The sequence below is a fragment of the Rathayibacter sp. AY1B6 genome, from assembly GCF_002932755.1.
GTDB lineage: Bacteria > Actinomycetota > Actinomycetes > Actinomycetales > Microbacteriaceae > Rathayibacter.
Map to the genome: position 1 here is coordinate 102991 of NZ_PSWL01000001.1, position 23020 is coordinate 126010.

Genomic DNA, 23020 nt, shown 5'->3' on the forward strand with positions numbered 1-23020 from the left:
ACCGAGGCCCCGGCGGGCTCACGCGGGCGGCGGCCACTCCGGCTCGAGGACCGGAGCCGCGCCGATCGCCTCCCGCAGCAGGTCGGCCGTGAGCTCGGGATCCGGCAGATCGCGCAGCACGAACACCTCCGCGCCCGCCTGCAGGATCCGGACGTCGCCGCAGCGGGCGAGACGCTGGCCGAGGGAGCGCTCGACCGCGACGTCCATCCTCCGGTCGAAGACCACCTCGGCCCGCCGGACCGACGCCACGCCCCGGCGCGCGCTGAGGCCGGAGGCGGTGACGCGGTAGCGCACGCTCGCCCAGCCGGCGATCCCGGGAGCGCAGAGGAGCAGCACCAGCAGGGCGGTGCCGAGCCCGATGATCCAGCGCTGCAGGGCGAGCTCGAACTGCGCGGCGAAGTAGAAGCCCGTCCAGGTGAGCAGGAGGAGGCCGACGACCGGTGCGACCGCCCGGCGGGCGCGCGGGGTCAGCCGCGCCAGCTCGCGGTCGGCGGGGTCGGTCCGGGCCATCAGGAGCGCAGATGCGTGACGTCGCCGGCCGGGAACGAGCGCAGCGCGCCGCCCTGCTCGAGCAGGAGCGAGCCGTCCGGAGCGAGGTCGGAGGCGGTCCCCTCCTCCTGCGTGCCGTCGGGCAGCTCGAGCCGGACGCGCGTGCCGAGGGTGCCGCAGGAGGCGCGGACGGCGGCCGCCGCTCCGGAGGCCTCGGCGTCGCCCTGGGCGAGCAGCGGAGCGAGCAGGGCCTGGAACCCGGTGAGGAACGCGGCGAGCACCTCGTCGGCGCTCGTCGTCCGCGCCCCGGCGAGGGCGAGCGAGGTCGCGGTCGGGACCGGCAGCTCCGCCTCCGTCAGCAGCAGGTTCACGCCGGTGCCGACGACGACCCGCCCGTCCGGCAGGCGCTCGGCGAGGATCCCGGCGACCTTCCGGCCGTCGATCAGGACGTCGTTGGGCCACTTGACGGCGACGTCCCCGTCGACGAGGGGTGCGAGGGCGCGGGCGAGAGCCGCCCCGGCCACGAGCGGCAGCCAGCCGGAGGCCTCGGCGCCGAGGGCGGAGGCGTCGACCAGGGTGGAGGCCGCGAGCGTCCGGCCCGCGGGCGCCTGCCAGACGCGCCCCAGCCGGCCGCGCCCGGCGCGCTGGTCGCCGGTGGCGACGACGGAGAGGTGCGGCCACGCGGCGGGGTCCGCGACCGCCCGCTCGCGGAGCTCGTCGTTCGTCGACCCCGCCGATTCGAGCGCGAGGACGCGGGGGGAGACGGCGGAGGAGAGCGGGAGCTGCATCCCGCCACGGTAGCGGCGGCTCCCGCGAGGCCGCTCCGAGCGCTGCTCGCGACGGCCCACCCTTGTCCGGATCCTCCCGTCCGGAGCGGCCCTCCCTGTGCGAGTGCGACAAGAGGAGGCGTCCGCCCCGCCGGTAGGGTGAGCGGGTGACCGCGAACACCGAACGTCCCGCGCCCGATCTGTACACGACCGCGGGGAAGATCGCGGACCTCAGGAACCGCTACCACGAGGCCGTCACGGCCAGTGGCGAGGCGGCGATCGAGAAGCAGCACGCCAAGGGCAAGATGACCGCGCGCGAGCGGATCGACACCCTCCTCGACCCGGGCTCGTTCGTCGAGCTGGACGAGTTCGTCCGCCACCGCACCCACGCCTTCGGCATGGAGAAGAAGCGCCCTTACGGCGACGCCGTCGTCACCGGGACCGGCACCATCCACGGCCGCCAGGTCGCCGTGTACTCGCAGGACTTCACGATCTTCGGCGGCTCGCTCGGCGAGGTGGCCGGCGAGAAGATCATCAAGGTGATGGACCTCGCCCTGAAGACCGGCGTTCCGATCATCGGCATCCTCGACTCGGGCGGAGCGCGCATCCAGGAGGGCGTGGTCGCTCTCGGCAAGTACGGCGAGATCTTCCGCCGCAACACCGCGGCGAGCGGCGTGATCCCCCAGATCTCGATCATCTGCGGCCCGGCCGCAGGAGGCGCGGTCTACTCCCCCGCGCTGACCGACTTCGTGATCATGGTCGACAAGACCAGCCAGATGTTCGTCACCGGGCCCGACGTCATCAAGACCGTCACCGGCGAGGACGTCGGCATGGAGGAGCTCGGCGGCGCGCTGACCCACAACAAGATCTCGGGCGTCTCGCACTACCTCGCGAGCGACGAGAACGACGCGCTGGACTACGCGCGGACGCTCCTCTCCTTCCTCCCCGACAACAACCTGTCGCCGGTCCCCGTCTTCGAGACCGAGGTCGACCTCGAGACGACCGACGCGGACCGCTTCCTCGACACGGTCATCCCCGACAGCCCGAACCAGCCGTACGACATGCGCGCCGTCATCGAGCACATCGTCGACGAGGGCGACTTCCTCGAGGTGCAGCCGCTGTTCGCGCCGAACATCGTGATCGGCTTCGGCCGTGTCGAGGGCCGCTCCGTCGGCATCATCGCGAACCAGCCGAGCGCCATGGCGGGCACGCTGAACATCGAGGCGGGCGAGAAGGCGTCCCGCTTCGTCCGCTTCTGCGACGCGTTCTCGCTGCCGATCCTGACCCTGGTCGACGTCCCGGGCTACCTGCCCGGCACCGACCAGGAGTGGACCGGCGTCATCCGCCGTGGCGCGAAGCTGCTCTACGCCTACGCCGAGGCGACCGTGCCGCTGGTCACGGTCATCCTGCGCAAGGCCTACGGCGGCGCCTACATCGTGATGGGGTCCAAGCAGCTGGGCGCCGACATCAACCTCGCGTGGCCGACCGCCGAGATCGCCGTCATGGGCGGCCAGGGCGCGGTCAACATCCTCTACCGCAACGAGATCCGCAAGGCGGAGGAGGCCGGCGAGGACGTCGCGGCCGTCCGGACGCGCCTGGCGAACGAGTACACCTACAACGTCGCGAGCCCGTTCCTCGCGGCCGAGCGCGGCGAGCTCGACGGCGTGATCGAGCCCTCGGCGACCCGCGTCTCCGTCATCAAGGCGCTGCGGGCGCTGCGCACCAAGCGGGCCAACCTGCCCGCGAAGAAGCACGGCAACATCCCGCTCTGACCCGGCTCGCTCGGACGCCGCGGCAGGAGACGGGAGACCGTCCGTGCCGCGGCGTTCCGCTGTGTCCGCCTCCTCACGGGGTTGAGGGGCGGAACGATCAGTCGGAGGAGCCGGGGCCGGTCCGTCGGGCAGCGGACTCCGCGGGAGTGTCGGCCTGCACGGCAGGAGCGTCCGGCTCCGCTGCCGGAGCATCCGGCTTCCCCGCCGCGGAACCGGGCCTCGCCGCCCGGGCATCCGTCTTCGCCGCAGGAGCACCCGCCTTCGCTGCCGGAGCACCCGCCTTCGCCACACCAGCGCCCGCTTCGGCTGCAGGAGCATCCGGCTTCGCCGCGGGCGTCTCGGACGGCTTCTCCTCCGGCTTCGCTCCGACCACCCGGGCGAAGGCCAGCGCCTGCGAAGCGGAGAGGTCGGGCAGGTAGGCGCGGCCGAGTGCGGCTCCGATCCGGGGCAGCTGCAGGGCGTCGGGGTAGGTCATCCAGAGGCCCGCGTAGCGCGGGTGGAACTTCGCCTTGAAGCGGAACAGCGACGTGAATCCGTAGGCGGGCTCGAGCGTCCGCGAGAGGAACTCCAGCAGGCGCGAGAGGACCGTCGGCTCCGGAGGCTCCTCCCCCTCCTCGACCGGTGCGGTGGCGAGCGGGGCGCCCGAGAGCGAGAGGAACTCGGCGCCCTCCTCCTTGACGCGCAGCGCCGCGGAGGCGATGAGGAACTCCATGATGCCGGGCATCGCGTCGTCGGAGCGGCGCATGAAGTCGAGGGTCCAGCCGACCACGCGGCCCTCCCTGTGCACCGGCAGCCAGCTCGTCACACCCTGCAGCACGCCGTCCGGCCCGACCGCGAGCAGGAGCGCGACGTCGGGATCGCGGACCTCGTCGATCCCGCCGAGGGTGAAGCCCATCTCGGGCAGCGCCTTCTCGGCGACCCAGCGCTCCGACAGGTCGACGATCTGGTTGGCCATGCCGAGGGAGAGCTCGGGCCAGCTGGTCCACCGCGCCTCGATGCCCAGCTTGATGCCGCGGGTGAGCGGGTAGCGCACCTTCTGCCACCGCTTGCCCGTGAGCTCGAAGGAGGAGAGCTCGATGATCGTCTCCTCGCCGACGGAGAGGCGCGACCAGCCGAGCCGGTCGAAGACGGGGAGCAGCTCGTCGTGGATGCTGTAGAACACGGGCGTCCAGCTGCGCTCGTCGCAGAACCGCACGAACTCGGCTACGACGTCCTCGCGTCGCTCGGGAGCGCAGGCCGGGTCGGAGAGGGTGATCGCCACGCCGCCGATCACCCGGTAGGCGACTCCGCCGGTCCCGTCGGCCGAGATCCAGTGCGCATTGCCCTCCCAGGTCCCCTGGTGGCCGAGGCTGCCGGCGCCGTGCAGGGAGAGGAGCGCGCGGTACCGCGCCTCGTCGCCGCGGTTCCGCTGCACGTCGGCGGCTCGGAGCAGGGCGACCACGGCCACGACGACCACGAGCCAGAACACCGGGCCGACCCACTCGAAGACGATCCGCGCGACGGGCTCCCGCGGCACGGCGAGCAGTCCGGCGCCGCCGAGGAAGCTCACCGGGACGAAGCGCAGCAGCCCGTCCAGGAGGAGCCTCCCGACGCCCAGGAGCGGCTCGAAGCTCGTGCGCACGCCGGCCGAGAGCGCCAGGTAGCCGCCGAGGGACACGACGAAGGCGATCGCGACGACCCGCGTCCAGAGCCTCGCGGCGGCACGGGGAGCCCGGATGCGGAAGTGCCTCCTCCCGATCACGAGCATCGCCACGACGGCCAGCGGCACCAGCACCGTCGTCGCCACCCAGAGCAGGTACTCCGCGTAGTACAGGAACTCGGGGTGCCGGGCCGCGCGCTGGAGGGAGAACACCTCCAGGATCGCGATCGCGATGTTCACCCCGACCGCCAGCAGCAGGCCCAGGCGGCGCCCGGAGCGCAGGCCGTAGGCGGCGACGAGCAGGAGGAGGAGCGGGACGAACGTGAGCAGGATCGGCCCGGGGGCGACCAGGCTCAGCTTCACGTGGTGGGCGCAGTGCCGGAGGGCGCGGCTGCACGGGTCCTCGAGGTCCGTCGTCCCCGTGAAGGCGCTCTGCAGCAGTCGCCCGAGGAACGAGAACGGACCGTAGCCCGAGTCCGAGAGGACGGCGACGAGCGGACCGATCGCGGTGACGACGACGACCGCCGCCAGAAGCCCCCGGGACTCGCGGTGCGAGCTCGGCGCCGGACGCTGCGGACGCAGCCCCGACACTCCTCGCGCGAGCACCGCGCCGAGCACGAGACCCGCACCGCCGGCTAGTAGCCGGTACGCGTCGGCGGAGTCGCCCGCGTAGAGCACGAACATCAGCACGACGGCGAAGACGGTCACCCGGAGCCGGCGGCGCCACAGAGCCCCCATGAAGGCGGTCGAGGCGATGAGGGCGCCGACCGCGCCGATGAGCGGGTCGAAGGTGTGGTCGCCGACGGTGTCGCCCGCCCACCACTCGCCGGCGAGAGCGCCGATCGACTGCACGGCCGACCCGACGACGATCCCGACGGCCCCGGTCACGAGGAAGGCGAGGACGGTGCGGGCCGAGCCGAGGCGGCGCTCCGCGGCGAGGAGCATCGGGAGCACCAGCACGACGTCCAGGAGCAGCTGCAGCGGGTCCGCCGCGATCAGGAGGGCGGCCACCGCCGTCCAGGGACGGCCGTCGAGGGTCGTCGTCGCACCCGCCGCCCACCAGGCCGTCGTCTCGGCTCCTGCGGGGGCGACGAGCGTCCCTGTGACCGCACTCGCAGCCAGGAGGACCAGGACGACCGAGACGGCCGCGGGCGACCTCCGGACCAGCAGACGCAGGGGGCGCAGCGCCGCGGCACCGCTCCTCGGGAACCACGTCGGCATGCGGGGACGCTCCTGTTCGCAACGGATGGACGACGCTCCGGCGGCATCCGGCGTCAGCATAGCCATGCCCCGCCGACCGGCGCCGTGAACGGCATGCGATAGCGTCACGGGATGACCGCCTCCGAGTCCTCACCCGCCGTCGTCATCTCCACCCCCGGCCTCGACGCCGCCGAGATCGCCGCCGTCACGGCCGTCGTCACCGCACTGACCTCGCGCACCGAGCCCGAGCCGGAGACCCCGCAGGAGCTCAGCGGAGGCTGGAACGACCGCACCGCCGCGGTCCGCAGGCCGCTCCGGCCGGCACCCGGAGCATGGCGCTCCTTCTCCGGCTGAGCGCACTCGCAGACGCCGGCCGTGGGCGGACGGGCGATCCGCGACGTGGAACGTGAAATTTGTCCCCCGATTAGTCCCCTAAAGTGCTGACTATGCGCCTCCTGGCGGAGCGAGCACACTAGTGGACGTACGGTACTCCTCCTTCGGAAGGGGCACCGCCAATCACTCGCCGACCAGGGTAAGCAGGCGGGTGTGTTGGGGGCGAGTGAGGGTAATATTCGGGTTGTTACCCTCACTCGGGGTTTGACGGCGGGCCGGGCCCCCTCTTCGGAGGAGTGGACGGCCCGCCGCACTCCGTTAACGGGGGCTGCTGACGATGGGCTCCGGTCATGACGGGCTCCGCTCATGACCGGCTCTGGGCCTGACCGGCTCCGCTCACGATCGTGCCGCGCCGACGACCGGTCCGCGCCGAGACCCGAGCCGTGCCGAGACCTGAGCCGTGCTGAGAGTCGACTGCGTCCCGACCGCGGCGCCGATCCGACATCCGCACGCCCCCTGCACCGGGTCGCCGTCCGTCGCCGCGCGATCCGACTTCCGCGTGGCGCTCTCTCCGCCGCTCAGACGTCCCGTCCGCCGACGCCGTCGCGCCGGATCTCGACCCAGGCGTCGACCTCGTCCCCCGTGTCATCGGAGCCGAGAGCGCCCGCGCTGCCGTCGCCCGCCGTCCGCAGGCCCACGACCGTGACCGCAGAGGCCGAGTCCGCCGACGCGGTGCGCACCACCACGCGGTCGACCTCCTCGCGGATCCCGCTCAGAGCCCGGGCGAGCTCCCCCAGCACTCGACGGCTCTCTTCCTCGGAGGTGCGGTCGAGGCCGCCGTCGTCGAGCACCGACACGGTCACGCCCCGCCGGCGCGCGTCGAGCACGAGACGCCGCACCTCGTCGTCCAGCAGCCGCCGGCCGCGGATCTCGTCGCGCACGGCCGCCTCGAGCAGGCGGCATTCTCGACGCTCCTCGTCGGTGAGGCCCGGCCCCGGCTCCGCGATGCGCAGCAGCATGTCGGAGGCGAGGGCGCGGGTCTGCTCCAGCCGGACCTCGCGCTCCGTGAGGTGCGCCTCCTCCGCCGCCCGCCACGACGCGGCCGCGCGCTCGGCCGCCTCGAGCACGCGCGCCTCCGACCCTGCGCGCCCGAGCTCGACGATGAGCAGCTGCGCGATCGCGACCCAGGCGATCCCCCCGACGACGCCGAGAGTGGCCAGAGCGGCCGGGCCGGCCCAGAACACGGTGTGCACGATCAGGAAGCCGACGCCGACCCAGGCGCAGGCCGCGCGCCGGCGGGCGCACACGATCGTCATCAGGGTGCCGACCGCGGCGATGTACCAGGTGGAGTAGCCGTTGGAGGCTCCGGGATCGAGCGAGGGCGCGACGAGCAGCGGCAGCGCGACGGCGACAGCGGTCATCCCGACCGCGACGGGCGGGGCGAGCCGGGTCGTCGCTCCGGGCCAGAGGGCGACGACGGTCGCCGCGACGTACAGCGCGACCGCGACGAGGTCGGCCGGCGTGGCCGGGGAGATGCGGAAGGAGAAGAAGGCGAGCACCACGTGGTAGAGCGAGAAGCCGGCGCCGAGCACCTGGAGCAGGGGGCGTGGATAGGCGATCATCGCGCTGCTCCCCCGTCCGCCCGCCAGGAGAGGACGACACGGGTGCCCTCGCCCGGAGTCGAGTCGACCCGCGCCGATCCCCGAGCGTTGTGCACCCGCTCGAGGATGGAGAGCCGGATGCCCAGCCGCTCGCGGGGGACGTCGGCGAGCCGGAAGCCGCGGCCGTCGTCCTCCACCACGACCTCCACCGCGCCGACGCCCAGCAGCCCGTGCACGGCGCGGTGGACACTGCCGCTCGGACCCGCGTGCTGGACGCTGTTGGCGAGCGCCTGCCAGACCGCGCCGAGCAGCGCCTCGGCCACTGGACGCGGCAGCGTCGTCGCGCGGGGGTCCACTCCGTCGGCCGTCGCGACCGCGATCTCGGTCCCGAAGGTCGACGCCGCGTGACCGAGCTGACGCTGCAGGAGCTCGAGCGGGACCAGCCCCTCGGGCGGCTCCGGCTCGTGGTCGGGCAGCAGCACGGCGAGGGTGCGCTGCGCCATCGAGGAGACCAGCGCGCGCTCGGCCGGCGACTCGGCGGAGGCGGCGGAGAGCAGCGTCGCGAGCACGTTGTCGTGCACCAGGGCGTCGACCTCGACCCGCTCCATCTCGCCGGCGTGCTGGCGCATCGCCGCCTCGTACTGCTCCATGGCCGTGGTCTGCGCGCGGTCGATCTGGTCGGCCGACTGCCGGAGCACGGTGATCAGCACCAGCATCACGAAGCCGACGATGCCCACGTAGGCGGCGTCGAGGATCGCGCGGGTCGGCTCCGCCCCGCCGCCGGAGGGGAGGACGCGCAGCAGGCCGAACAGCACGGTCGTCACCGACACGTACGCGATCGCGATCCGGAGCGGAGCCGCGATCGTGCAGAAGGCGGTCCCGATGGTCAGCAGATACCAGATCCACGGGGTCTCGCGGTCCGCGCCTCCACTGGCGACGGCGGCCGGCCAGGTCAGGAGCGCGACGAGGACGCCGACCGCGACCAGGACCGCCGTGATCCGCGTGCCCCGCCGCAGCACGGCGGTGACCACGGCGGCGGTGAGCGATCCGAAGACCAGCACCAGCACCGGCCAGGCCACCTCGGGGCGCAGCAGGGGCAGCTGGGCGAGGATCGGCGGAACGGTCTGCACGCCGAAGCCGAAGCCGAAGAACGACACGACCGTGCTGATGATCCTGTCGATCCGCTCGCGCCCGGCGTTGCGGCGGGCGATCGGCGCCTCAGCGCCCGCCATCGCCGTCGTCCGGGTCGATGCCCGGGAGGATGCCGTCCTCCACCGCGCGCCGCAGCAGATCGACCTTCGTCGGGGCGGGACGGCCGATCTCGACGTACTTGTCGCGGATCCGGTCGAGGTACTCCTTCGCCGTCGACACGGAGATCTGCAGCCGCTCGGCCACCAGCTTCAGCGGCAGCCCCGAGGCGTACAGATGCAGGACGTCGCGCTCGCGACGGCCGAGCACGGCCCGGGCGAAGTCGTCGTCGGCGTCGATCGCCGAGGCCCACTCCAGATTGTTGAGGACCTCGCCGCGGGCGACGGTGCGGATGGCGGCGACGACCGTCGACATCGGCGAGGACTTCGGGATGACGCCGGCGGCCCCCGCGGCGAGCGCCTCCCGCACGGCCACGACGCGGTCGGCGATGCTGTGGACGAGGACGGCGGAGCCTCGCACCTGCCCCCACTTGACGTTGCTGGTGATGCTCGAGCCGTCGTTCAGGGACAGGTCGAGGACGAGCACCTCGATCTCGGCGCCGCCGATCGTGCTCTCGAGGGCCTGGACGGTCTCGGCGGCGGCGACCACCTGCATCCCCGCGCTCTCGACGGCGGCGGCCACGCCCAGGCGCACCGACTCGTGGTCGTCCACGATCGCCACGCGCACGCGCGGGGCCTCGGCTGCGGCGACGTCGGCGTGGGGCTCCATCCCGCCCATGGTACGCAGGCGCGGGCCCGCGGTCAGTCCTCTCGTCGGACCAGTCGCGCAACGGCCTCCACGTGGGAGGTGTGCGGGAAGAGGTCGAAGCCCTCGAGGCGCTCCAGCTCGTAGCCGGCCCCGGTCAGGGCGCCCACGTCGCGGGCGAGTGCGACCGGGTCGCAGGCGACGTAGACGAGCTGCGCCGGCCGCAGGTCCGCCAGAGCGTCGGTGACCGCTCGGCCGGCACCCGAGCGGGGCGGGTCGAGGACCACGGTCGCGGCGCGCCACCGCGCCCGCTCGCGCGCATCGGCCTGGGCGACGACGTCGCGGAGGTAGCGGTCGACGCGGGCGGTCACCGCGCGGGCGCCGACCTGGTCGGCCAGGTTCTCGAGCGCGTGCTCGGTGGCGCGGGAGTCGCTCTCGACGCTGGTCACGCGCACTCCGGCGCCGAGGCGGTCGGCCAGCGCAGCGGCGAGCAGGCCCACCCCGCCGTAGAGGTCGTGGTTGGCGGCCGACGGGTCCGCCGCATCCGCGTCGACGGCGGCCTGCACGGCCTCGAAGAGCGCGGCGGCAGCGCCGCGGTGCACCTGCCAGAAGCCGGTGCGGTCGACGCGGAAGGTGCGGTCGGCGACGAACTCGCTCACGACCGTGCGGTCGCGGCGGGCGCGCTTGTCGGAGGGCTCGTGCACGAGCACCGCGGCCCCCTCGGACCCGGCCGCGTCGACGAGGTCGACCACCGAGCCGGGAGCGAGGCGCTCGCCCAGCGGTGCGGCCAGGGAGGAGTCGGCCGTCGCGAGGGGCAGCGACTCCACGGTGACGACGTGGTGGCTGCGCGCCGCGTAGGGGCCGACCCGTCCGTCGTCGTCGACGTGGAGGCGGTTGCGCGTGCGCCAGCCGAGGCCGCCGGACGCGTCGTCCCCGCCGATCGGCGAGACCTCCACCTCGACCTCGCGACGGGCGAAGCGGGAGAAGGAGTCGACGAGCACGAGGCGCTTCAGCTCGCGCTGGTAGGCGAGGTCGGCGTGGCCGAGCTCGGCGCCGCCGACGCGCTCCTCCGGGCGGCGGTCGAGAGCGGCCTCGGGCCAGACGTGCTTCACCCGGTGCTCGGACGCGTCGAGCACCTCGAGCGCCTCGGCGCGCCAGAAGCTGTCGTGCCGGACCTCGCTGATCCGCGCCCGCACGCGCTCGCCGGGGAGGACGTCCGGGACGAAGACGACGCGGCCCTCGTGCCGGGCGACGAACACGCCGCCGTGGGCGACATTGCTAATGTCGAGCTCGATCTCGGTCCCGAGTGCGTCGTCGGCCCCGTCGGGGCGGGCGGATGCTCGGGGCGGGGTCTGTGCCATCCGTCGAGCATCCCACAGCGTGGGCCCGGCCGCAGGGAGCCCTCGTGCGCCTCTACCTCGCCTCCACCTCCCCCGCGCGCCTCGCGCTGCTGCGGGCCTCCGGGATCGAGCCCGTCGTCGTCCCCTCCGACGTGGACGAGCCCGCGGCCGTCGCCCGGGCCGAGCAGGAGCGGGGCGCGGCGCTCGACGCGGACGCCACCGTCTCGCTGCTCTCCCGCGCCAAGGCGCACGCCGTCCTGCGCCCGGAGATCGACGGTCTGGTGCTCGGCGGCGACTCCGCGTTCGTCCTCGACGGCGTCGTCCACGGCAAGCCGCACGAGCCGGAGCGGGCCCGGGAGCGCTGGCGCGCCCAGCGCGGACGCACCGGCCGCCTCCACTCCGGCCACTGGCTCGTCGACCACCGCGGCGGGAGGATCGTCGCCGAGGCCGGAGCGGTCACCTCCGCCGCCGTCACCTTCGCCGACGACATCGACGACGCCGAGATCGACGCCTACGTCGCCACCGGCGAGCCCCTCGAGGTGGCCGGGGCCTTCACCATCGACGGCCGCGGCGCCGGCTTCATCACCGCGATCGAGGGCGACCCCTCGACGGTGATCGGGATGTCGGTGCCGACCCTCCGCGCTCTGGTGCGCAGCCTCGGCGTCGACTGGACCGCGCTCTGGAACCGCTGAGGCCCGTCCCGCCCTTGTGAGGAACCGACGAAGGCCCTCCGCTTCTTTGTGGTGAGCCGCGCCGGACCCGGCGGAGCCGCCCCCTAGGGTTGGGGACCATGCCGAAGATTACGAAGGTGCTCGTCGCCAACCGGGGCGAGATCGCCGTCCGAGTCATCCGCGCCGCCCGCGACAGCGGGATCGCCTCCGTGGCCGTCTACGCCGACCAGGACCGCGACGCCGTGCACAGCCGCCTCGCCGACGAGGCCTACGCCCTCGGCGGGACGACCAGCGCCGAGACCTACCTCGTCATCGACAAGCTGCTCTCGGTGGCGCGCCGCTCCGGTGCCGACGCCGTGCACCCCGGCTACGGGTTCCTCGCCGAGAACGCCGACTTCGCCCGCGCCGTCATCGACGCCGGCCTGATCTGGATCGGCCCCGGCCCCGAGGCCATCGAGCGCCTCGGCGACAAGGTCTCGGCCCGCCACGTCGCCGAGAAGGTCGGCGCCCCGCTCGCCCCGGGAACCCTGAACCCCGTCTCCGGCGCCGCCGAGGTGCTCGAGTTCGTGGACCAGTACGGCCTCCCCGTCGCGATCAAGGCGGCCTTCGGCGGCGGCGGTCGCGGCCTCAAGGTCGCCCGGGAGCGCGACGAGGTCGAGGAGCTGTTCGCCTCCGCCACGCGCGAGGCCGTCGCCGCCTTCGGCCGCGGCGAGTGCTTCGTCGAGAAGTACCTCGATCAGCCGCGCCACGTCGAGACCCAGTGCCTGGCCGACGCGCACGGCACCGTCGTCGTCGTCTCCACCCGCGACTGCTCCCTCCAGCGCCGCCACCAGAAGCTCGTCGAGGAGGCGCCCGCGCCGTTCCTGACCGAGGCGCAGAACACCGAGCTCTACCGCGCCTCGAAGGCGATCCTGCAGGAGGTCGGCTACCTCGGCGCCGGGACCTGCGAGTTCCTGATCGGCAAGGACGGCACGGTGTCCTTCCTCGAGGTGAACACCCGCCTCCAGGTCGAGCATCCCGTGTCGGAGGAGATCACCGGCATCGACCTCGTCCGCGAGCAGTTCCGCCTCGCCGAGGGCGGCGTGCTCGACTACGACGACCCGGCGCCCCGCGGCCACTCCTTCGAGTTCCGCATCAACGGCGAGGACGCGGGCCGCGGCTTCCTCCCCGCCCCGGGTCCGGTGCACGTCTTCAAGGCCCCCGGCGGACCGGGCGTCCGCGTCGACTCCGGCGTCGTCGCCGGCGACGTGATCTCCGGCTCCTTCGACTCGCTCCTCGCGAAGCTGATCGTCACCGGCGACAGCCGCGAGCAGGCGCTGGAGCGCTCGCGGCGCGCCCTCGCCGAGTTCGAGGTCACCGGCCTGCCGACCGTCCTCCCCTTCCACCGCGCGATCGTCGAGGACCCGGCCTTCGCCCCCGAGGGCGGAGCGCCCTTCACGATCTACACCCGCTGGATCGAGACCGAGTTCGAGAACACGATCCCGGCCTGGAGCGGCGAGCCCGGAGCGACCGACGAGCCGGCGGACCGCCGGAACGTGGTCGTCGAGGTCGACGGGCGCCGCGTCGAGGTCACGCTCCCCGCCGACCTGGCCGGCTCGGGACCCGCCCGCGGGGCCGCTGCGGCCTCCCCGAAGCGCCGCGGCTCCTCCTCCGTCAGCACCGTCACGGGCGACTCCGTCGCCTCGCCCATGCAGGCGACCATCGTCAAGGTCGCCGTCGCCGAGGGCGACACGGTCGTCACCGGCGACCTGGTCGTCGTCCTCGAGGCGATGAAGATGGAGCAGCCGCTCACCGCCCACAAGGACGGCGTCGTGAAGGGCCTCGACGCGGCGGCCGGCGCGACCGTCCCCGCCGGTCACGTCCTCCTCCAGATCGTCTGAGCGCGCGGCGGCACCGAGGGAACCGCGGGCCGTCGAGGGAACCCGCTGGCCGCGGTTCCCTCGACGGTCCGGGGTTCCCTCGGTCGGGGGGCGGGCGTCAGGTGACGATGTGCATGGCGCGCGCGGCGTCCGAGATCGAGCCGGTGAGGCTCGGGTAGACGGTGAAGGCCCGCGCGACCTGGTCGACGGTCAGGCGGTGCTCCACAGCGAGGGCGAGCGGGAAGATCAGCTCGCTCGCCTTCGGAGCGACGATGACGCCTCCGATGACGGTGCCGGAGCCCGTGCGCGCGAACAGCTTCACGAAGCCGTCGCGGATGCCCATCATCTTCGCCCGCGGGTTCGCGGCGAGCGGGAGCTTGTAGATCTCGCCCTGCGCGATCCCCTCCTCGATCTCGCGCTGGCTCCAGCCGACGGTCGCGATCTCGGGCTGGGTGAAGATGTTGGCCGCGACATTGCGCACCTCGGTCGGGTTCACGGCGTCCCCCATGGCGTGGAACACGCCGGTGCGGCCCTGCATGGCGGCGACGGAGGCGAGCGGGAGGAACGTGGTGCAGTCCCCGGCCGCGTAGATCGAGGGGACGCTGGTGCGGGCGACGCGGTTGACGCGGATGTGCCCCGACTCCGTCAGCTGCACTCCCGCGTCCTCGAGGCCGATGCCCGCCGTGTTCGGCACGGAGCCGACGGCCATGAGGCAGTGCGAGCCCTCGACGACGCGTCCGTCCGAGAGCACGGCCTGCACGCCCTTCTCGGTCCGCTCGACGCGGTCGGCGCGCGACTTCGAGAGCACGACCATGCCGTTGCGCTTGAAGACGTTCTCGATCACGGCGGCTGCGTCGGCGTCCTCGCCGGGCAGCACTTGGTCGCGGGAGGAGATGAGGGTCACGCGGGCGCCGAGCGCGCGGTAGGCGGAGGCGAACTCCGCGCCGGTCACGCCGGAGCCGACCACGATCAGGTGCTCGGGGACGGACTTGAGGTTGTAGAGCTGGGTCCAGCTGAGGATGCGCTCGCCGTCGGGCGCAGCGGTCGGCAGCACGCGCGGGCTGGCGCCCACCGAGACCACGATCGTGTCCGCCTCGATGCGGTCGAAGTCCATGCCCTCGCCGCCGGCGGCCGTCGAGACGATCAGGGCGTTCGACCCGTCCAGGCGCCCGTCCCCCTGGACGATCCGCACGCCGTGGTGCACCAGGTTCGCGCGCATGTCCTCGGACTGCTGGCGCGCGAGGCCGAGCAGGCGCTTGTTCACCGTCGCCAGGTTGACCGCCACGTCCGGGCGCACCGGCTTGTTCTGCTCCGAGCGGGTGAAGAACTGCACGCCCAGGTCGGCGGCCTCGCCGATGGCGTTGGTGGCCTCCGCCGTCGCGATGAGCGACTTCGACGGGACGACGTCGGTGATGACGGCCGAGCCGCCCACTCCGACCCGCTCGACCAGGGTGACCTCGGCGCCGAGCTGCGCTCCCGCGATGGCGGCTTCGTAGCCGCCCGGCCCCCCTCCGAGTACAGCGATCCTCTGCGCGCGCTCGAACTCGTAAGCCATGCTTCCCATTGTCCTCTCTCACTGAGTGTTCACCCAATCGCGGGGTGTCGGATCGGCTGCGGGAGCCGTCCTCCGCGGCCGCGCAGCCCGTCGGTAGGGTGGGAGGATGTCCGACCAGACCCTGCACCCGCTCGACGCCCCCGACGCCGATCCCTTCGAGATCGCGGCCCGCGCGGCCGCTCAGATCGCGGAGGCGACCGGGGTCGAGAAGCACGACATCGCCCTCACTCTCGGCAGCGGCTGGGGCAGGGCCGCCGACGCGATCGGCGAGACGACCGCGACCGTGGAGGCCACCGAGATCCTCGGCTTCTCCAAGCCGGCCGTGCACGGGCACGGCGGCACCCTGCGCTCCGTGCTGCTCCCCACCGGCAAGCGCGCGCTGATCATCGGAGCCCGCACCCACTACTACGAGGGCTACGGCGTGCGCCGCGTCGCGCACAGCGTCCGGACCGCCGCCGCGACGGGCGCGACGGTGATGATCCTCACCAACGGAGCGGGCGGCATCAAGGAGCACTGGACCCCCGGCACCCCCGTGCTGATCAGCGACCACATCAACCTCACGGCCGACTCGCCGCTGGAGGGCGCGACCTTCGTCGACCTCACCGACCTCTACTCCTCGCGCCTGCGCGACCTCGCGCGGCAGACCCGTCCTGAGCTGGACGAGGGAGTGTACGTGCAGTTCCGCGGCCCGCACTACGAGAGCCCGGCCGAGGTGCAGATGGCGAGGATCATCGGCGGCCACATCGTCGGCATGTCGACCGCGCTCGAGGCCATCGCCGCGCGCGAGGCGGGCATGGAGGTGCTGGGCATGTCGCTCATCACCAACCTCGCCGCCGGCATCCAGAAGACCCCCCTCAGCCATGAGGAGGTGCTCGAGGCCGGCCGCGACGCCGAGGACGACCTCGCCCGCCTGCTCGCCGGCATCACGGGGACTCTGTGAGCGCCGACGTCCGGGAGCTCGCCGAGGACTGGCTCGCCCAGGACCCCGACCCGGAGACGCGCGAGGAGCTGGTCGGCCTGCTGACCGCCTCCGACTCGGGCGACGCCTCCGCCCGCGCCGAGCTCGAGGACCGCTTCGGCGCCCGCCTGGCCTTCGGCACCGCGGGTCTGCGCGGCGCCATCGCGGCGGGATCCAATCGGATGAACCGCGTGCTGGTCTCGCAGGCCGCCGTCGGCCTCGCCGACTTCCTGCTGGAGCAGGGCGTCCAGCGGCCCGTGGTCGTGATCGGCTACGACGGCCGGAAGAACTCGCGCGTCTTCGCCGAGGACTCCGCCGCGCTGATGGCGGGCGCCGGCGTGGACGCCGTGCTGCTCCCCCGACTCCTGCCCACCCCCGTGCTGGCCTTCGCCGTGCGCCACCTCGGCGCCGACGCCGGCGTGATGGTCACGGCGAGCCACAACCCGCCGCAGGACAACGGCTACAAGGTCTACCTCGGCGGCGCCGACGAGGGCTCGCAGATCGTGCCGCCGGTCGACTCCGAGATCGCCGAGCGGATCCTCGCGGTCGCGCGGGACCGGCGCGTCCCGGAGCTGCCGCGCGGCGAGTACCGGCTCGCGGACGAGTCCGTGGTGGCCGCCTACATCGAGGCGACGGCCGCCGTCGGCCGCCAGTCCGCTCCGCTGCGCGTCGTCTACACGGCGATGCACGGGGTCGGCTGGGAGACGGCGCACCGGGTGCTCTCCGCGGCAGGGTTCGACGAGCCGGCCGTGGTGGTCGAGCAGATCGAGCCCGACTCGGCGTTCCCCACGGTCGCGTTCCCGAACCCGGAGGAGGCGGGCGCCCTCGACCTCGCATTCGCGACCGCGCGCTCCGGTCGCGCGCAGCTGATCGTGGCGAACGACCCGGACGCCGACCGCTTCGCCGCCGCCGTGCCCGACGCCTCCGCCCCGGAAGGCTTCCGGCGCCTCACCGGCAACGAGGTCGGCGCGCTGCTCGGCTGGCGCGCCGCTGAGCAGGCCCGCCGCGAGGGCCGCGTCGGAGGAGCGCTCGCCTGCTCGATCGTGTCCTCCCCCGCCCTCGGCGCCGTGGCCGCCGAGTACGGCCTCGACTTCGCCGAGACCCTCACGGGCTTCAAGTGGATCTCGCGGGTCCCCGACCTCGTCTTCGGCTACGAGGAGGCGCTCGGCTACCTGGTGAACCCCGGGACGGTCCGCGACAAGGACGGCGTCTCGGCCGCGGTCGCCTTCCTCTCCCTCGCGAGCGCGCTCGCCGCCGAGGAGCGCACGATCGACGACGAGCTGGAGTCGTTCGCGGAACGGTTCGGGCTCTTCGGATCGGAGCAGATCTCGCTCCGCGTCACCGACCTCTCCGAGATCGGCCGGATCATGGCCGGACTCCGCGCGACGCCTCCCACCGCGATCGGCGGGCTCGCCGTCGAGCGGAGCGAGGACCTGCTCGCCGAGGGCGGCGCGCTGCCCCCGACCGACGCGCTCCGCTTCTCCCTCGACGGAGCCCGCCTCATCGCCCGCCCGAGCGGCACGGAGCCGAAGGTCAAGCTCTACCTCGACGCCTGGTCGCACGACGCCGTCGCCGACGCCCGCCGGTCGGCCGTCTCGTCCCGCCTCGCCGCCCTGCGCACCGGCGCCGCGGAGCTCCTCGCGTAGGTCCCCCTCCGGTCAGCGGGGCGCGCGGACACCGATCCGCTCGCCCCGCTTCCAGAGCCACTCCACCGGGCCGAGCTCGAACCTGCGCAGCCACTGGTGCGCCGCGAGCACGACGGCCGCCGCGATGAGCAGGAACGCTCCCACGGTCACCGGGACGCGCCAATGCGCGGCCGTCACCGCCAGCCCGAGTCCCCAGCCGTAGAAGAGAGCGCCGCCGAGCAGGTTCTGCAGGAGGTAGGCGCTCAGGGCGACCCGGCCGACCTCCCGTGCCCGACGTGCCGCCCAGCCCTCGGCGCCCCGGCGGAGGCAGACCTCGGCGAGAGCCGCGAGCAGGCCGAGACCGACCAGGGGCGCGACGAGGTAGCGCTCGGCGAGCAGACCGGCGGCGCTCCCCCAGACGCCCAGCGCGAGGTCGACGGGGACGGCGAGGGCGCCGAGGACCAGCAGACGGCGGCGGAGCGGCGCGCCCTCGGTGGCGAGGACCCCCGCCCGGTGGAGGCGCGCGCCGAGGAGGAACATCGCGAGGCTGAGGAGCCCGATGAGCACCGGCTCCGCACGGAAGACGCCCGCGTTCTGCAGCCGGAAGAGGGCGAGGCCGAGGAACGACGCGTCCGCGTAGGGGCTCCGGCCGGTCGGCCCCTGTCCGGCACCGTCCGCGCTCGCCGCCACGAGCGCCACGAGCGCCGAGATCAGGACGACGTGCAGAGCGCCGCAGACGAGGATCACGCGGCGCTGCGTCGTCGGCCGGGTGAGCAGCAGCCAGGCGACGACCGCTCCGGTGACGGCGTACCCCATGAGGACGTCGAACTCCGCGATCAGCACGTAGTTGACCACGCCGTCCAGGAGGAGGAGCGTCGCGCGCCAGAGGTACCGGCCCGGCCAGCGCGTCCTTCGCCGGACCGCGGAGGCGTGCTGGATCGCGAGGCCCATCCCGAAGGCGAGGGAGAGGAGGGCGAGGAACTTGCCCTGCGCCAGCGCCATCAGCAGGAGCTGCGCGGTCCCGGCGGAGTCGGAGGTCTCCGGCGTCACCGGGGCGGAGAGCAGTCCGAGCATCCCCCAGGGGTGGGAGAAGATCCAGATGTTCGTGCCGAGGGTCCCGATGATCGCGACACCGCGGACGACGTCCAGGGTCGCGGTGCGGCGGCCGGCTCCGGCAGGGGTTGGCAATACGGTCGTATTGGTCATGTCCGAGAGCGTAGCCTGCTCGAGCAGTCGAACGAGAGGGACACCATGCCGGATCGGCGCGAGAGCAGGAGCGACATCCTCTCGGCGGTCGTCGCCGTCCTCTCGACCCGGGGGGCGGAGCACCTCAGCATCCGCACCGTCGCGGCCGAGGCCGGGGTCTCGGTGGGGGCCGTCCAGCACCACTTCCCGACGAAGCAGGCACTGCTGTCCGGGGCGATGGCCCGGGTCGAGGAGCGCTTCCGTGAGCGGATGCGGAGCCGCCTGGACGCCGAGCCGTCGGCCGAGGTGCGGCTGCGCGTCTTCTGCGACGAGATCGCCTGCGTCGCGGACGAGGACGTCCCCGACGCGATCGTCTGGACCGCCTTCGCGTCCCGCGCCGGTACCGATCCCGAGATCCGCACGATCCACACCGCCGGCTGGTCGCGCACGGAGGACGTCGTCCTGGAGCTGCTGCGCGCCGCGCATCCCGCGGCGTCGTTCGGCGCCGATGACGCCGCGCTGCTCCTCGCGGTCCTCGACGGCATCGCGGTCTCCCGCGCCTCCGAGCAGCCCGCCCGCCTCTCCCCCGCCCGTGCACGCCGCCTCATCGTCGCCGCTCTCGAGCAGCTCGCCGCCCGCTGACCTCCCGCGAGGTCCGAGCAGCCGTCCGCCCTGGAGCCGGGTCTCGCTGCCCCGCTCCGCGGCCACTCGACCAGCAGGAGGAGGGAGCGCCCTCTCACCGCAAGGTGGAGGGCGCGTCCGAGGATCGCGTGCCAGCGATTCGAGGCAGCCCGACGGAACCCGCTCTGCGGAACGCACCCCGTCGGGAGGCCGACCGCGCTGAGCCGCGCAGGGAGCGGCTCAGAGACGAGCTCAGCCGAGCGCCCGCTCGATCTTCTCCGTGATCTCGTTCTGGTCGAGGTAGTTGTCGATGACGACGACCTCGGCGAAGGTGCGGCCGATGCGGTCGACGAGCTCGCCGGAGGTGAGGATGACCTGCGCGTCCGCGGCGAGCGCGTCGACGGAGGCCAGGTCGGAGGCGATCACGTCGGCCTCGAGGTCGAGGGTCTCGAGGGCGCGCTCGGCGCCGAGCTTGAGGATGGCGGAGGTGCCGATTCCGGCGCCGCAGAGGGTGATGATCTTCATGCGCTTCTTCCGTGGTGCGGGTGGTACGGGGTGCTGTCGGTGAGGACGGCGTTGATGCTGCGGACGGTGCGGGCGGCGGCGAGGGCGCCCACCGCGTCCGGGCGGCTGAGCACGTCGGCGAGCCCGGAGACGAAGCCGACGTGTCCGTGCGCCTGGGTGGCGGCGATCCCGATAACGACCGAGACCGGGTCGTTGGTGCTGTGCCCGAAGGCGACGGGCTCGGCCAGCGTGACGACGGAGAGGCCGTCGGCCAGGACGTCGTTGCCGGGCCGGGCGTGCGCGAGGGCGAGCCCGGGCGCGATGACGATGTACGGCCCGAGCACGTCGACCTGCTCGACCATGCGCCGGGAGTAGGCGGCGTCGACCGCGCCCGTCCGCTCGAGCGCGCGGCCCGCCTCGAGGACGGCCTCCCGCCACGATCCGGCGGAGTGGCGGAGGGCCACCGCCTCCTCGGGGAGTGCGTCGAGCGGCACCGTCAGGCCGCCTCGAAGCCGGCGCTGATCGTCTCGACGAGCTCGCGGCGCTCGTCGAGCGGCAGGAAGGCGGCGTGGGCCGCGTTCAGCTGGAAGGCCTCGAAGTCGTCGAGGTCGTACCCGAACGCGTCGGACAGGAGGGCGAGCTCACGGCTGAGGGTCGTCGCGCTCATCAGGCGGTTGTCGGTGTTCACCGTGACGCGGAAGCCCAGCTGGTAGAGCAGGTCGAAGGGGTGGTCGGCGAGCTCGGCGCCCCACGCCGCGACGGCGCCGGTCTGCAGGTTGGAGGAGGGGCTGAGCTCGAGGGCGATCTCGCGGTCCTTCACCCACTCCGAGAGCTCGCCGAGGGTCACGTAGCTCGCGTCGTCGTCCTGACGCTCGATGCGGATGTCCTCCGCGATCCGGACGCCGTGGCCCAGGCGCAGGGCGCGTCCGTCGAGCAGGGCCGAGCGGATGCTGTCGAGGCCGTCCGCCTCCCCCGCGTGGACCGTGGTCGGGAAGTGCGCCGCCGCCAGCAGCTCGAAGGCGGCACGGTGCCGCGAGGCGGGGAAGCCCGCCTCGGCTCCGGCGATGTCGAAGCCGATCGCACCGCGCTCGCGGTGGCGCAGCGCCAGCTCGGCGACCTCGAGCGAGCGGTCGGCGTGCCGCATCGCGATGATCAGCTGGCCGACGCGGAGGCGGTGGCCCTGCGCCGCCGCCTCCTGCACGCCCTGCTGGAGCCCCTCCTGGACCGCCTCGACGGCCGCGTCGAGCGAGAGCCCGGCGCGCTGGTGCTGCTCCGGCGCCCAGCGCACCTCGCCGTGCACCACTCCGTCGGCGGCGAGGTCGAGCACGAACTCGCGGGCCACGCGCTCGAGCGCCGGCGCGGTCTGCATCACGGCGACCGTCGTCTCGAAGGTGGCGATGTAGTCGGTGAGGGAGCCGGAGTCGGCCGTGGCGCGGAACCACTCGGCGAGCGCGTCCGGCTCCTCGGCCGGAAGCGGCACGCCCGTCTCGCGGGCGATCTCGAGGACCGTCCCGGGCCGCAGTCCTCCGTCGAGGTGGTCGTGCAGCGACACCTTGGGGAGCTCGTCGATGAGGACGCCCTCGCCCGGCAGGAGGTACTCCTCGGTCTGATCGGTCACGGTGCTCCTCGCAGGTCGGCGGTGGTTCGCCGACCACCCTAGAGGGTCGGCGGGAGCGGCTCGCCGGGCGGCGCGGAGCTAGGAGACGCGCTCCGCCACGAGGGGGCCGCCGTCGAGCACCTCGTCGCCGTCGTCGCCGATCCGGTACGCGCCGTCGAGCGCCTCCAGCGCCCGGGCGAAGCGCTCGGGCTCGTCGGCCGAGAGGGTGAGCAGGGGCCGGCCCGCACGCACGCGGTCGCCGGGCTTCGCGTGCAGGTCGATCCCCGCCGCGTGCTGCACCGCGTCGGACTGGCGGGCGCGTCCGGCGCCCAGGCGCCAGGCGGCGATGCCGAAGGGCAGCGCCTGCTGCTCCACCAGCACGCCGTCGCGCTCGGCGAGCACGACGTGGGTCTCGCGGGCCTCGGGGAGGGCGGCGTCCGGGTCCCCTCCCTGCGCGCGGATGACCGCGCGCCAGGTGTCCATGGCGGCGCCGCCGTCGAGGGCGCGCTCGACGTCCGCGTCCGGCTGCCCGGCGAGGGCCAGCATCTCGCGGGCCAGAGCCAGCGTCAGCTCCCGGACGTCGGAGGGGCCGCCGCCGGCGAGCACCTCGACCGACTCCCGCACCTCGTTCGCGTTGCCGACGGTCAGCCCGAGCGGCACGTTCATGTTGGTCAGCAGCGCGGTGGTCCGCACCCCCGCGTCGTTGCCGAGGTCGACCATGGCCCGGGCGAGCTCCCGCGAGCGCTCGATGTCGACCATGAACGCCCCGGAGCCGAACTTCACGTCGAGCACCAGGGCGTCTGTGCCCTCGGCGATCTTCTTCGACATGATCGAGGACGCGATCAGCGGGATCGCCTCGACGGTCCCGGTGATGTCGCGGAGCGCGTAGAGCTTCTTGTCGGCGGGGGCCAGGCCCGAGCCCGCGGCGCAGATCACGCCGCCGACCGTCCGCAGCTGCTCCAGCATCTCCTCGTTGCCGAGGTCGGCCCGCCAGCCCGGGATCGACTCCAGCTTGTCGAGCGTTCCGCCCGTGTGGCCGAGCCCGCGTCCGGAGAGCTGGGGCACCGCCACGCCGAAGGAGGCGACCAGCGGCATCAGCGGCAGCGTGATCTTGTCGCCGACCCCGCCGGTGGAGTGCTTGTCGACCGTGCGCTTGCCGAGTCCGTCGAACCGCATGCGCTCGCCGCTGGCGATCATCGCCAGGGTGAGGTCGCGGATCTCGTCGCGCTCCATCCCGTTCAGCAGGACCGCCATCGCGAAGGCCGCCATCTGCTCGTCGGCGACGTAGCCGCGGGTGTAGGCGTCGATCAGCCAGTCGATCTGCGCGGTCGAGAGCGTGCCGCGGTCGCGCTTGGTGCGGATGATGTCGACGGCGTCGAAGTCCTCGACGGGGGTGGTGCGGGTCATGCGG

General features: G+C 73.6%; 20 protein-coding genes. 7 read left to right on the plus strand and 13 right to left on the minus strand.

The window, feature by feature from the left end:
• Window positions 1–18: 18 nt before the first annotated feature.
• Window positions 19–510 carry a PH domain-containing protein gene (locus tag C5D08_RS00480; protein ID WP_104275331.1) on the minus strand — a complete coding sequence of 164 codons (492 nt, stop codon included), beginning with the start codon at window positions 508–510 and terminating at the stop codon, window positions 19–21.
• Entirely contained in the window at window positions 510–1277 is a 768-nt protein-coding gene (locus C5D08_RS00485; protein ID WP_104275332.1) for a biotin--[acetyl-CoA-carboxylase] ligase, read from the minus strand. The genes C5D08_RS00480 and C5D08_RS00485 overlap by 1 nt, the downstream gene beginning before the upstream one ends.
• A gap of 146 nt (window positions 1278–1423) precedes the next feature.
• Here C5D08_RS00485 and C5D08_RS00490 point away from each other — a divergent pair, with 146 nt between their 5' ends.
• A complete protein-coding gene (locus tag C5D08_RS00490; RefSeq protein WP_104223164.1) occupies window positions 1424–3028 on the plus strand; it encodes an acyl-CoA carboxylase subunit beta in 1605 nt (534 codons plus the stop codon).
• Between the two features lie 97 nt (window positions 3029–3125).
• Here C5D08_RS00490 and C5D08_RS00495 read toward each other — a convergent pair whose 3' ends face one another.
• The gene (locus C5D08_RS00495) at window positions 3126–5888 is read right to left on the minus strand and encodes a bifunctional lysylphosphatidylglycerol flippase/synthetase MprF (protein ID WP_181110308.1); all 2763 of its coding nucleotides are present in this window, start codon (window positions 5886–5888) and stop codon (window positions 3126–3128) included.
• Window positions 5889–5999: 111 nt separating this feature from the next.
• Here C5D08_RS00495 and C5D08_RS00500 point away from each other — a divergent pair, with 111 nt between their 5' ends.
• Window positions 6000–6221, plus strand: a complete 222-nt coding sequence (locus C5D08_RS00500; protein ID WP_104275334.1) for an acyl-CoA carboxylase subunit epsilon — start codon at window positions 6000–6002, stop codon at window positions 6219–6221.
• A 557-nt stretch (window positions 6222–6778) separates the two neighbouring features.
• Here C5D08_RS00500 and C5D08_RS00505 read toward each other — a convergent pair.
• Genes C5D08_RS00505 through C5D08_RS00520 form a run of 4 tightly spaced genes read right to left on the minus strand, consistent with a single transcriptional unit; the run spans window position 6779 to window position 11055 of the window.
• Complete coding sequence (locus C5D08_RS00505) at window positions 6779–7822, minus strand: hypothetical protein (RefSeq protein ID WP_104275335.1); 1044 nt, start codon at window positions 7820–7822, stop codon at window positions 6779–6781.
• Window positions 7819–9033: a sensor histidine kinase gene (locus C5D08_RS00510; RefSeq protein ID WP_104275336.1), complete on the minus strand. Its 1215-nt coding sequence runs from the start codon at window positions 9031–9033 to the stop codon at window positions 7819–7821. The genes C5D08_RS00505 and C5D08_RS00510 overlap by 4 nt, the downstream gene beginning before the upstream one ends.
• A complete protein-coding gene (locus C5D08_RS00515) occupies window positions 9020–9727 on the minus strand; it encodes a response regulator transcription factor (RefSeq protein ID WP_104275337.1) in 708 nt (235 codons plus the stop codon). Before C5D08_RS00515 ends, C5D08_RS00510 begins: the two co-directional genes overlap by 14 nt.
• Before the next feature lie 23 nt (window positions 9728–9750).
• Entirely contained in the window at window positions 9751–11055 is a 1305-nt protein-coding gene (locus C5D08_RS00520; RefSeq protein ID WP_146086159.1) for a class I SAM-dependent RNA methyltransferase, read from the minus strand.
• Window positions 11056–11099: 44 nt separating this feature from the next.
• Between C5D08_RS00520 and C5D08_RS00525 the strand changes: the two genes are divergently transcribed.
• Window positions 11100–11726 carry a nucleoside triphosphate pyrophosphatase gene (locus tag C5D08_RS00525; RefSeq protein WP_181110306.1) on the plus strand — a complete coding sequence of 209 codons (627 nt, stop codon included), beginning with the start codon at window positions 11100–11102 and terminating at the stop codon, window positions 11724–11726.
• A 98-nt stretch (window positions 11727–11824) separates the two neighbouring features.
• Window positions 11825–13585 (plus strand): biotin carboxylase N-terminal domain-containing protein, encoded by a 1761-nt coding sequence (locus tag C5D08_RS00530; RefSeq protein WP_104275338.1) that lies wholly within the window; start codon window positions 11825–11827, stop codon window positions 13583–13585.
• 97 nt (window positions 13586–13682) lie between these two features.
• Here the strand turns inward: C5D08_RS00530 and C5D08_RS00535 are convergent, their stop codons facing one another.
• Window positions 13683–15119 carry an NAD(P)H-quinone dehydrogenase gene (locus tag C5D08_RS00535; RefSeq protein WP_104223171.1) on the minus strand — a complete coding sequence of 479 codons (1437 nt, stop codon included), beginning with the start codon at window positions 15117–15119 and terminating at the stop codon, window positions 13683–13685.
• A gap of 106 nt (window positions 15120–15225) precedes the next feature.
• Between C5D08_RS00535 and C5D08_RS00540 the strand changes: the two genes are divergently transcribed.
• Both C5D08_RS00540 and C5D08_RS00545 read left to right on the plus strand, forming a co-directional pair.
• A complete protein-coding gene (locus tag C5D08_RS00540) occupies window positions 15226–16059 on the plus strand; it encodes a purine-nucleoside phosphorylase (protein WP_104275339.1) in 834 nt (277 codons plus the stop codon).
• Entirely contained in the window at window positions 16056–17723 is a 1668-nt protein-coding gene (locus tag C5D08_RS00545; RefSeq protein WP_104275340.1) for a phospho-sugar mutase, read from the plus strand. Before C5D08_RS00540 ends, C5D08_RS00545 begins: the two co-directional genes overlap by 4 nt.
• 12 nt (window positions 17724–17735) lie before the next feature.
• Here the strand turns inward: C5D08_RS00545 and C5D08_RS00550 are convergent, their stop codons facing one another.
• The gene (locus C5D08_RS00550) at window positions 17736–18908 is read right to left on the minus strand and encodes a DUF418 domain-containing protein (protein WP_104275341.1); all 1173 of its coding nucleotides are present in this window, start codon (window positions 18906–18908) and stop codon (window positions 17736–17738) included.
• Window positions 18909–18953: 45 nt separating this feature from the next.
• Between C5D08_RS00550 and C5D08_RS00555 the strand changes: the two genes are divergently transcribed.
• Window positions 18954–19529 (plus strand): TetR/AcrR family transcriptional regulator, encoded by a 576-nt coding sequence (locus C5D08_RS00555; protein WP_104275342.1) that lies wholly within the window; start codon window positions 18954–18956, stop codon window positions 19527–19529.
• Window positions 19530–19760: 231 nt separating this feature from the next.
• Here C5D08_RS00555 and C5D08_RS00560 read toward each other — a convergent pair whose 3' ends face one another.
• The 4 genes from C5D08_RS00560 to C5D08_RS00575 all read right to left on the minus strand — a co-directional run bounded on the left by C5D08_RS00560 (window position 19761) and on the right by C5D08_RS00575 (window position 23016).
• Entirely contained in the window at window positions 19761–20033 is a 273-nt protein-coding gene (locus C5D08_RS00560; protein ID WP_104275343.1) for a PTS sugar transporter subunit IIB, read from the minus strand.
• Window positions 20030–20506, minus strand: a complete 477-nt coding sequence (locus tag C5D08_RS00565) for a PTS sugar transporter subunit IIA (protein ID WP_104275344.1) — start codon at window positions 20504–20506, stop codon at window positions 20030–20032. The genes C5D08_RS00560 and C5D08_RS00565 overlap by 4 nt, the downstream gene beginning before the upstream one ends.
• Before the next feature lie 2 nt (window positions 20507–20508).
• On the minus strand, window positions 20509–21630 hold the full coding sequence (locus C5D08_RS00570) for an adenosine deaminase (RefSeq protein ID WP_104275345.1): 1122 nt from the start codon (window positions 21628–21630) through the stop codon (window positions 20509–20511).
• Window positions 21631–21708: 78 nt separating this feature from the next.
• Window positions 21709–23016 carry a thymidine phosphorylase gene (locus tag C5D08_RS00575; RefSeq protein WP_104275346.1) on the minus strand — a complete coding sequence of 436 codons (1308 nt, stop codon included), beginning with the start codon at window positions 23014–23016 and terminating at the stop codon, window positions 21709–21711.
• Window positions 23017–23020 lie beyond the last annotated feature (4 nt).

Bases quoted from the DNA above. Each gene is read 5' to 3' on its own strand.
- C5D08_RS00480 (WP_104275331.1), bottom strand. From the start codon at position 510: ATGGCCCGGACCGACCCCGCCGACCGCGAGCTGGCGCGGCTGACCCCG.
- C5D08_RS00485 (WP_104275332.1), bottom strand. From the start codon at position 1,277: ATGCAGCTCCCGCTCTCCTCCGCCGTCTCCCCCCGCGTCCTCGCGCTC.
- C5D08_RS00495 (WP_181110308.1), bottom strand. From the start codon at position 5,888: ATGCCGACGTGGTTCCCGAGGAGCGGTGCCGCGGCGCTGCGCCCCCTG.
- C5D08_RS00500 (WP_104275334.1), top strand. From the start codon at position 6,000: ATGACCGCCTCCGAGTCCTCACCCGCCGTCGTCATCTCCACCCCCGGC.
- C5D08_RS00505 (WP_104275335.1), bottom strand. From the start codon at position 7,822: ATGATCGCCTATCCACGCCCCCTGCTCCAGGTGCTCGGCGCCGGCTTC.
- C5D08_RS00510 (WP_104275336.1), bottom strand. From the start codon at position 9,033: ATGGCGGGCGCTGAGGCGCCGATCGCCCGCCGCAACGCCGGGCGCGAG.
- C5D08_RS00515 (WP_104275337.1), bottom strand. From the start codon at position 9,727: ATGGGCGGGATGGAGCCCCACGCCGACGTCGCCGCAGCCGAGGCCCCG.
- C5D08_RS00520 (WP_146086159.1), bottom strand. From the start codon at position 11,055: ATGGCACAGACCCCGCCCCGAGCATCCGCCCGCCCCGACGGGGCCGAC.
- C5D08_RS00530 (WP_104275338.1), top strand. From the start codon at position 11,825: ATGCCGAAGATTACGAAGGTGCTCGTCGCCAACCGGGGCGAGATCGCC.
- C5D08_RS00535 (WP_104223171.1), bottom strand. From the start codon at position 15,119: ATGGCTTACGAGTTCGAGCGCGCGCAGAGGATCGCTGTACTCGGAGGG.
- C5D08_RS00540 (WP_104275339.1), top strand. From the start codon at position 15,226: ATGTCCGACCAGACCCTGCACCCGCTCGACGCCCCCGACGCCGATCCC.
- C5D08_RS00550 (WP_104275341.1), bottom strand. From the start codon at position 18,908: ATGACCAATACGACCGTATTGCCAACCCCTGCCGGAGCCGGCCGCCGC.
- C5D08_RS00555 (WP_104275342.1), top strand. From the start codon at position 18,954: ATGCCGGATCGGCGCGAGAGCAGGAGCGACATCCTCTCGGCGGTCGTC.
- C5D08_RS00560 (WP_104275343.1), bottom strand. From the start codon at position 20,033: ATGAAGATCATCACCCTCTGCGGCGCCGGAATCGGCACCTCCGCCATC.
- C5D08_RS00575 (WP_104275346.1), bottom strand. From the start codon at position 23,016: ATGACCCGCACCACCCCCGTCGAGGACTTCGACGCCGTCGACATCATC.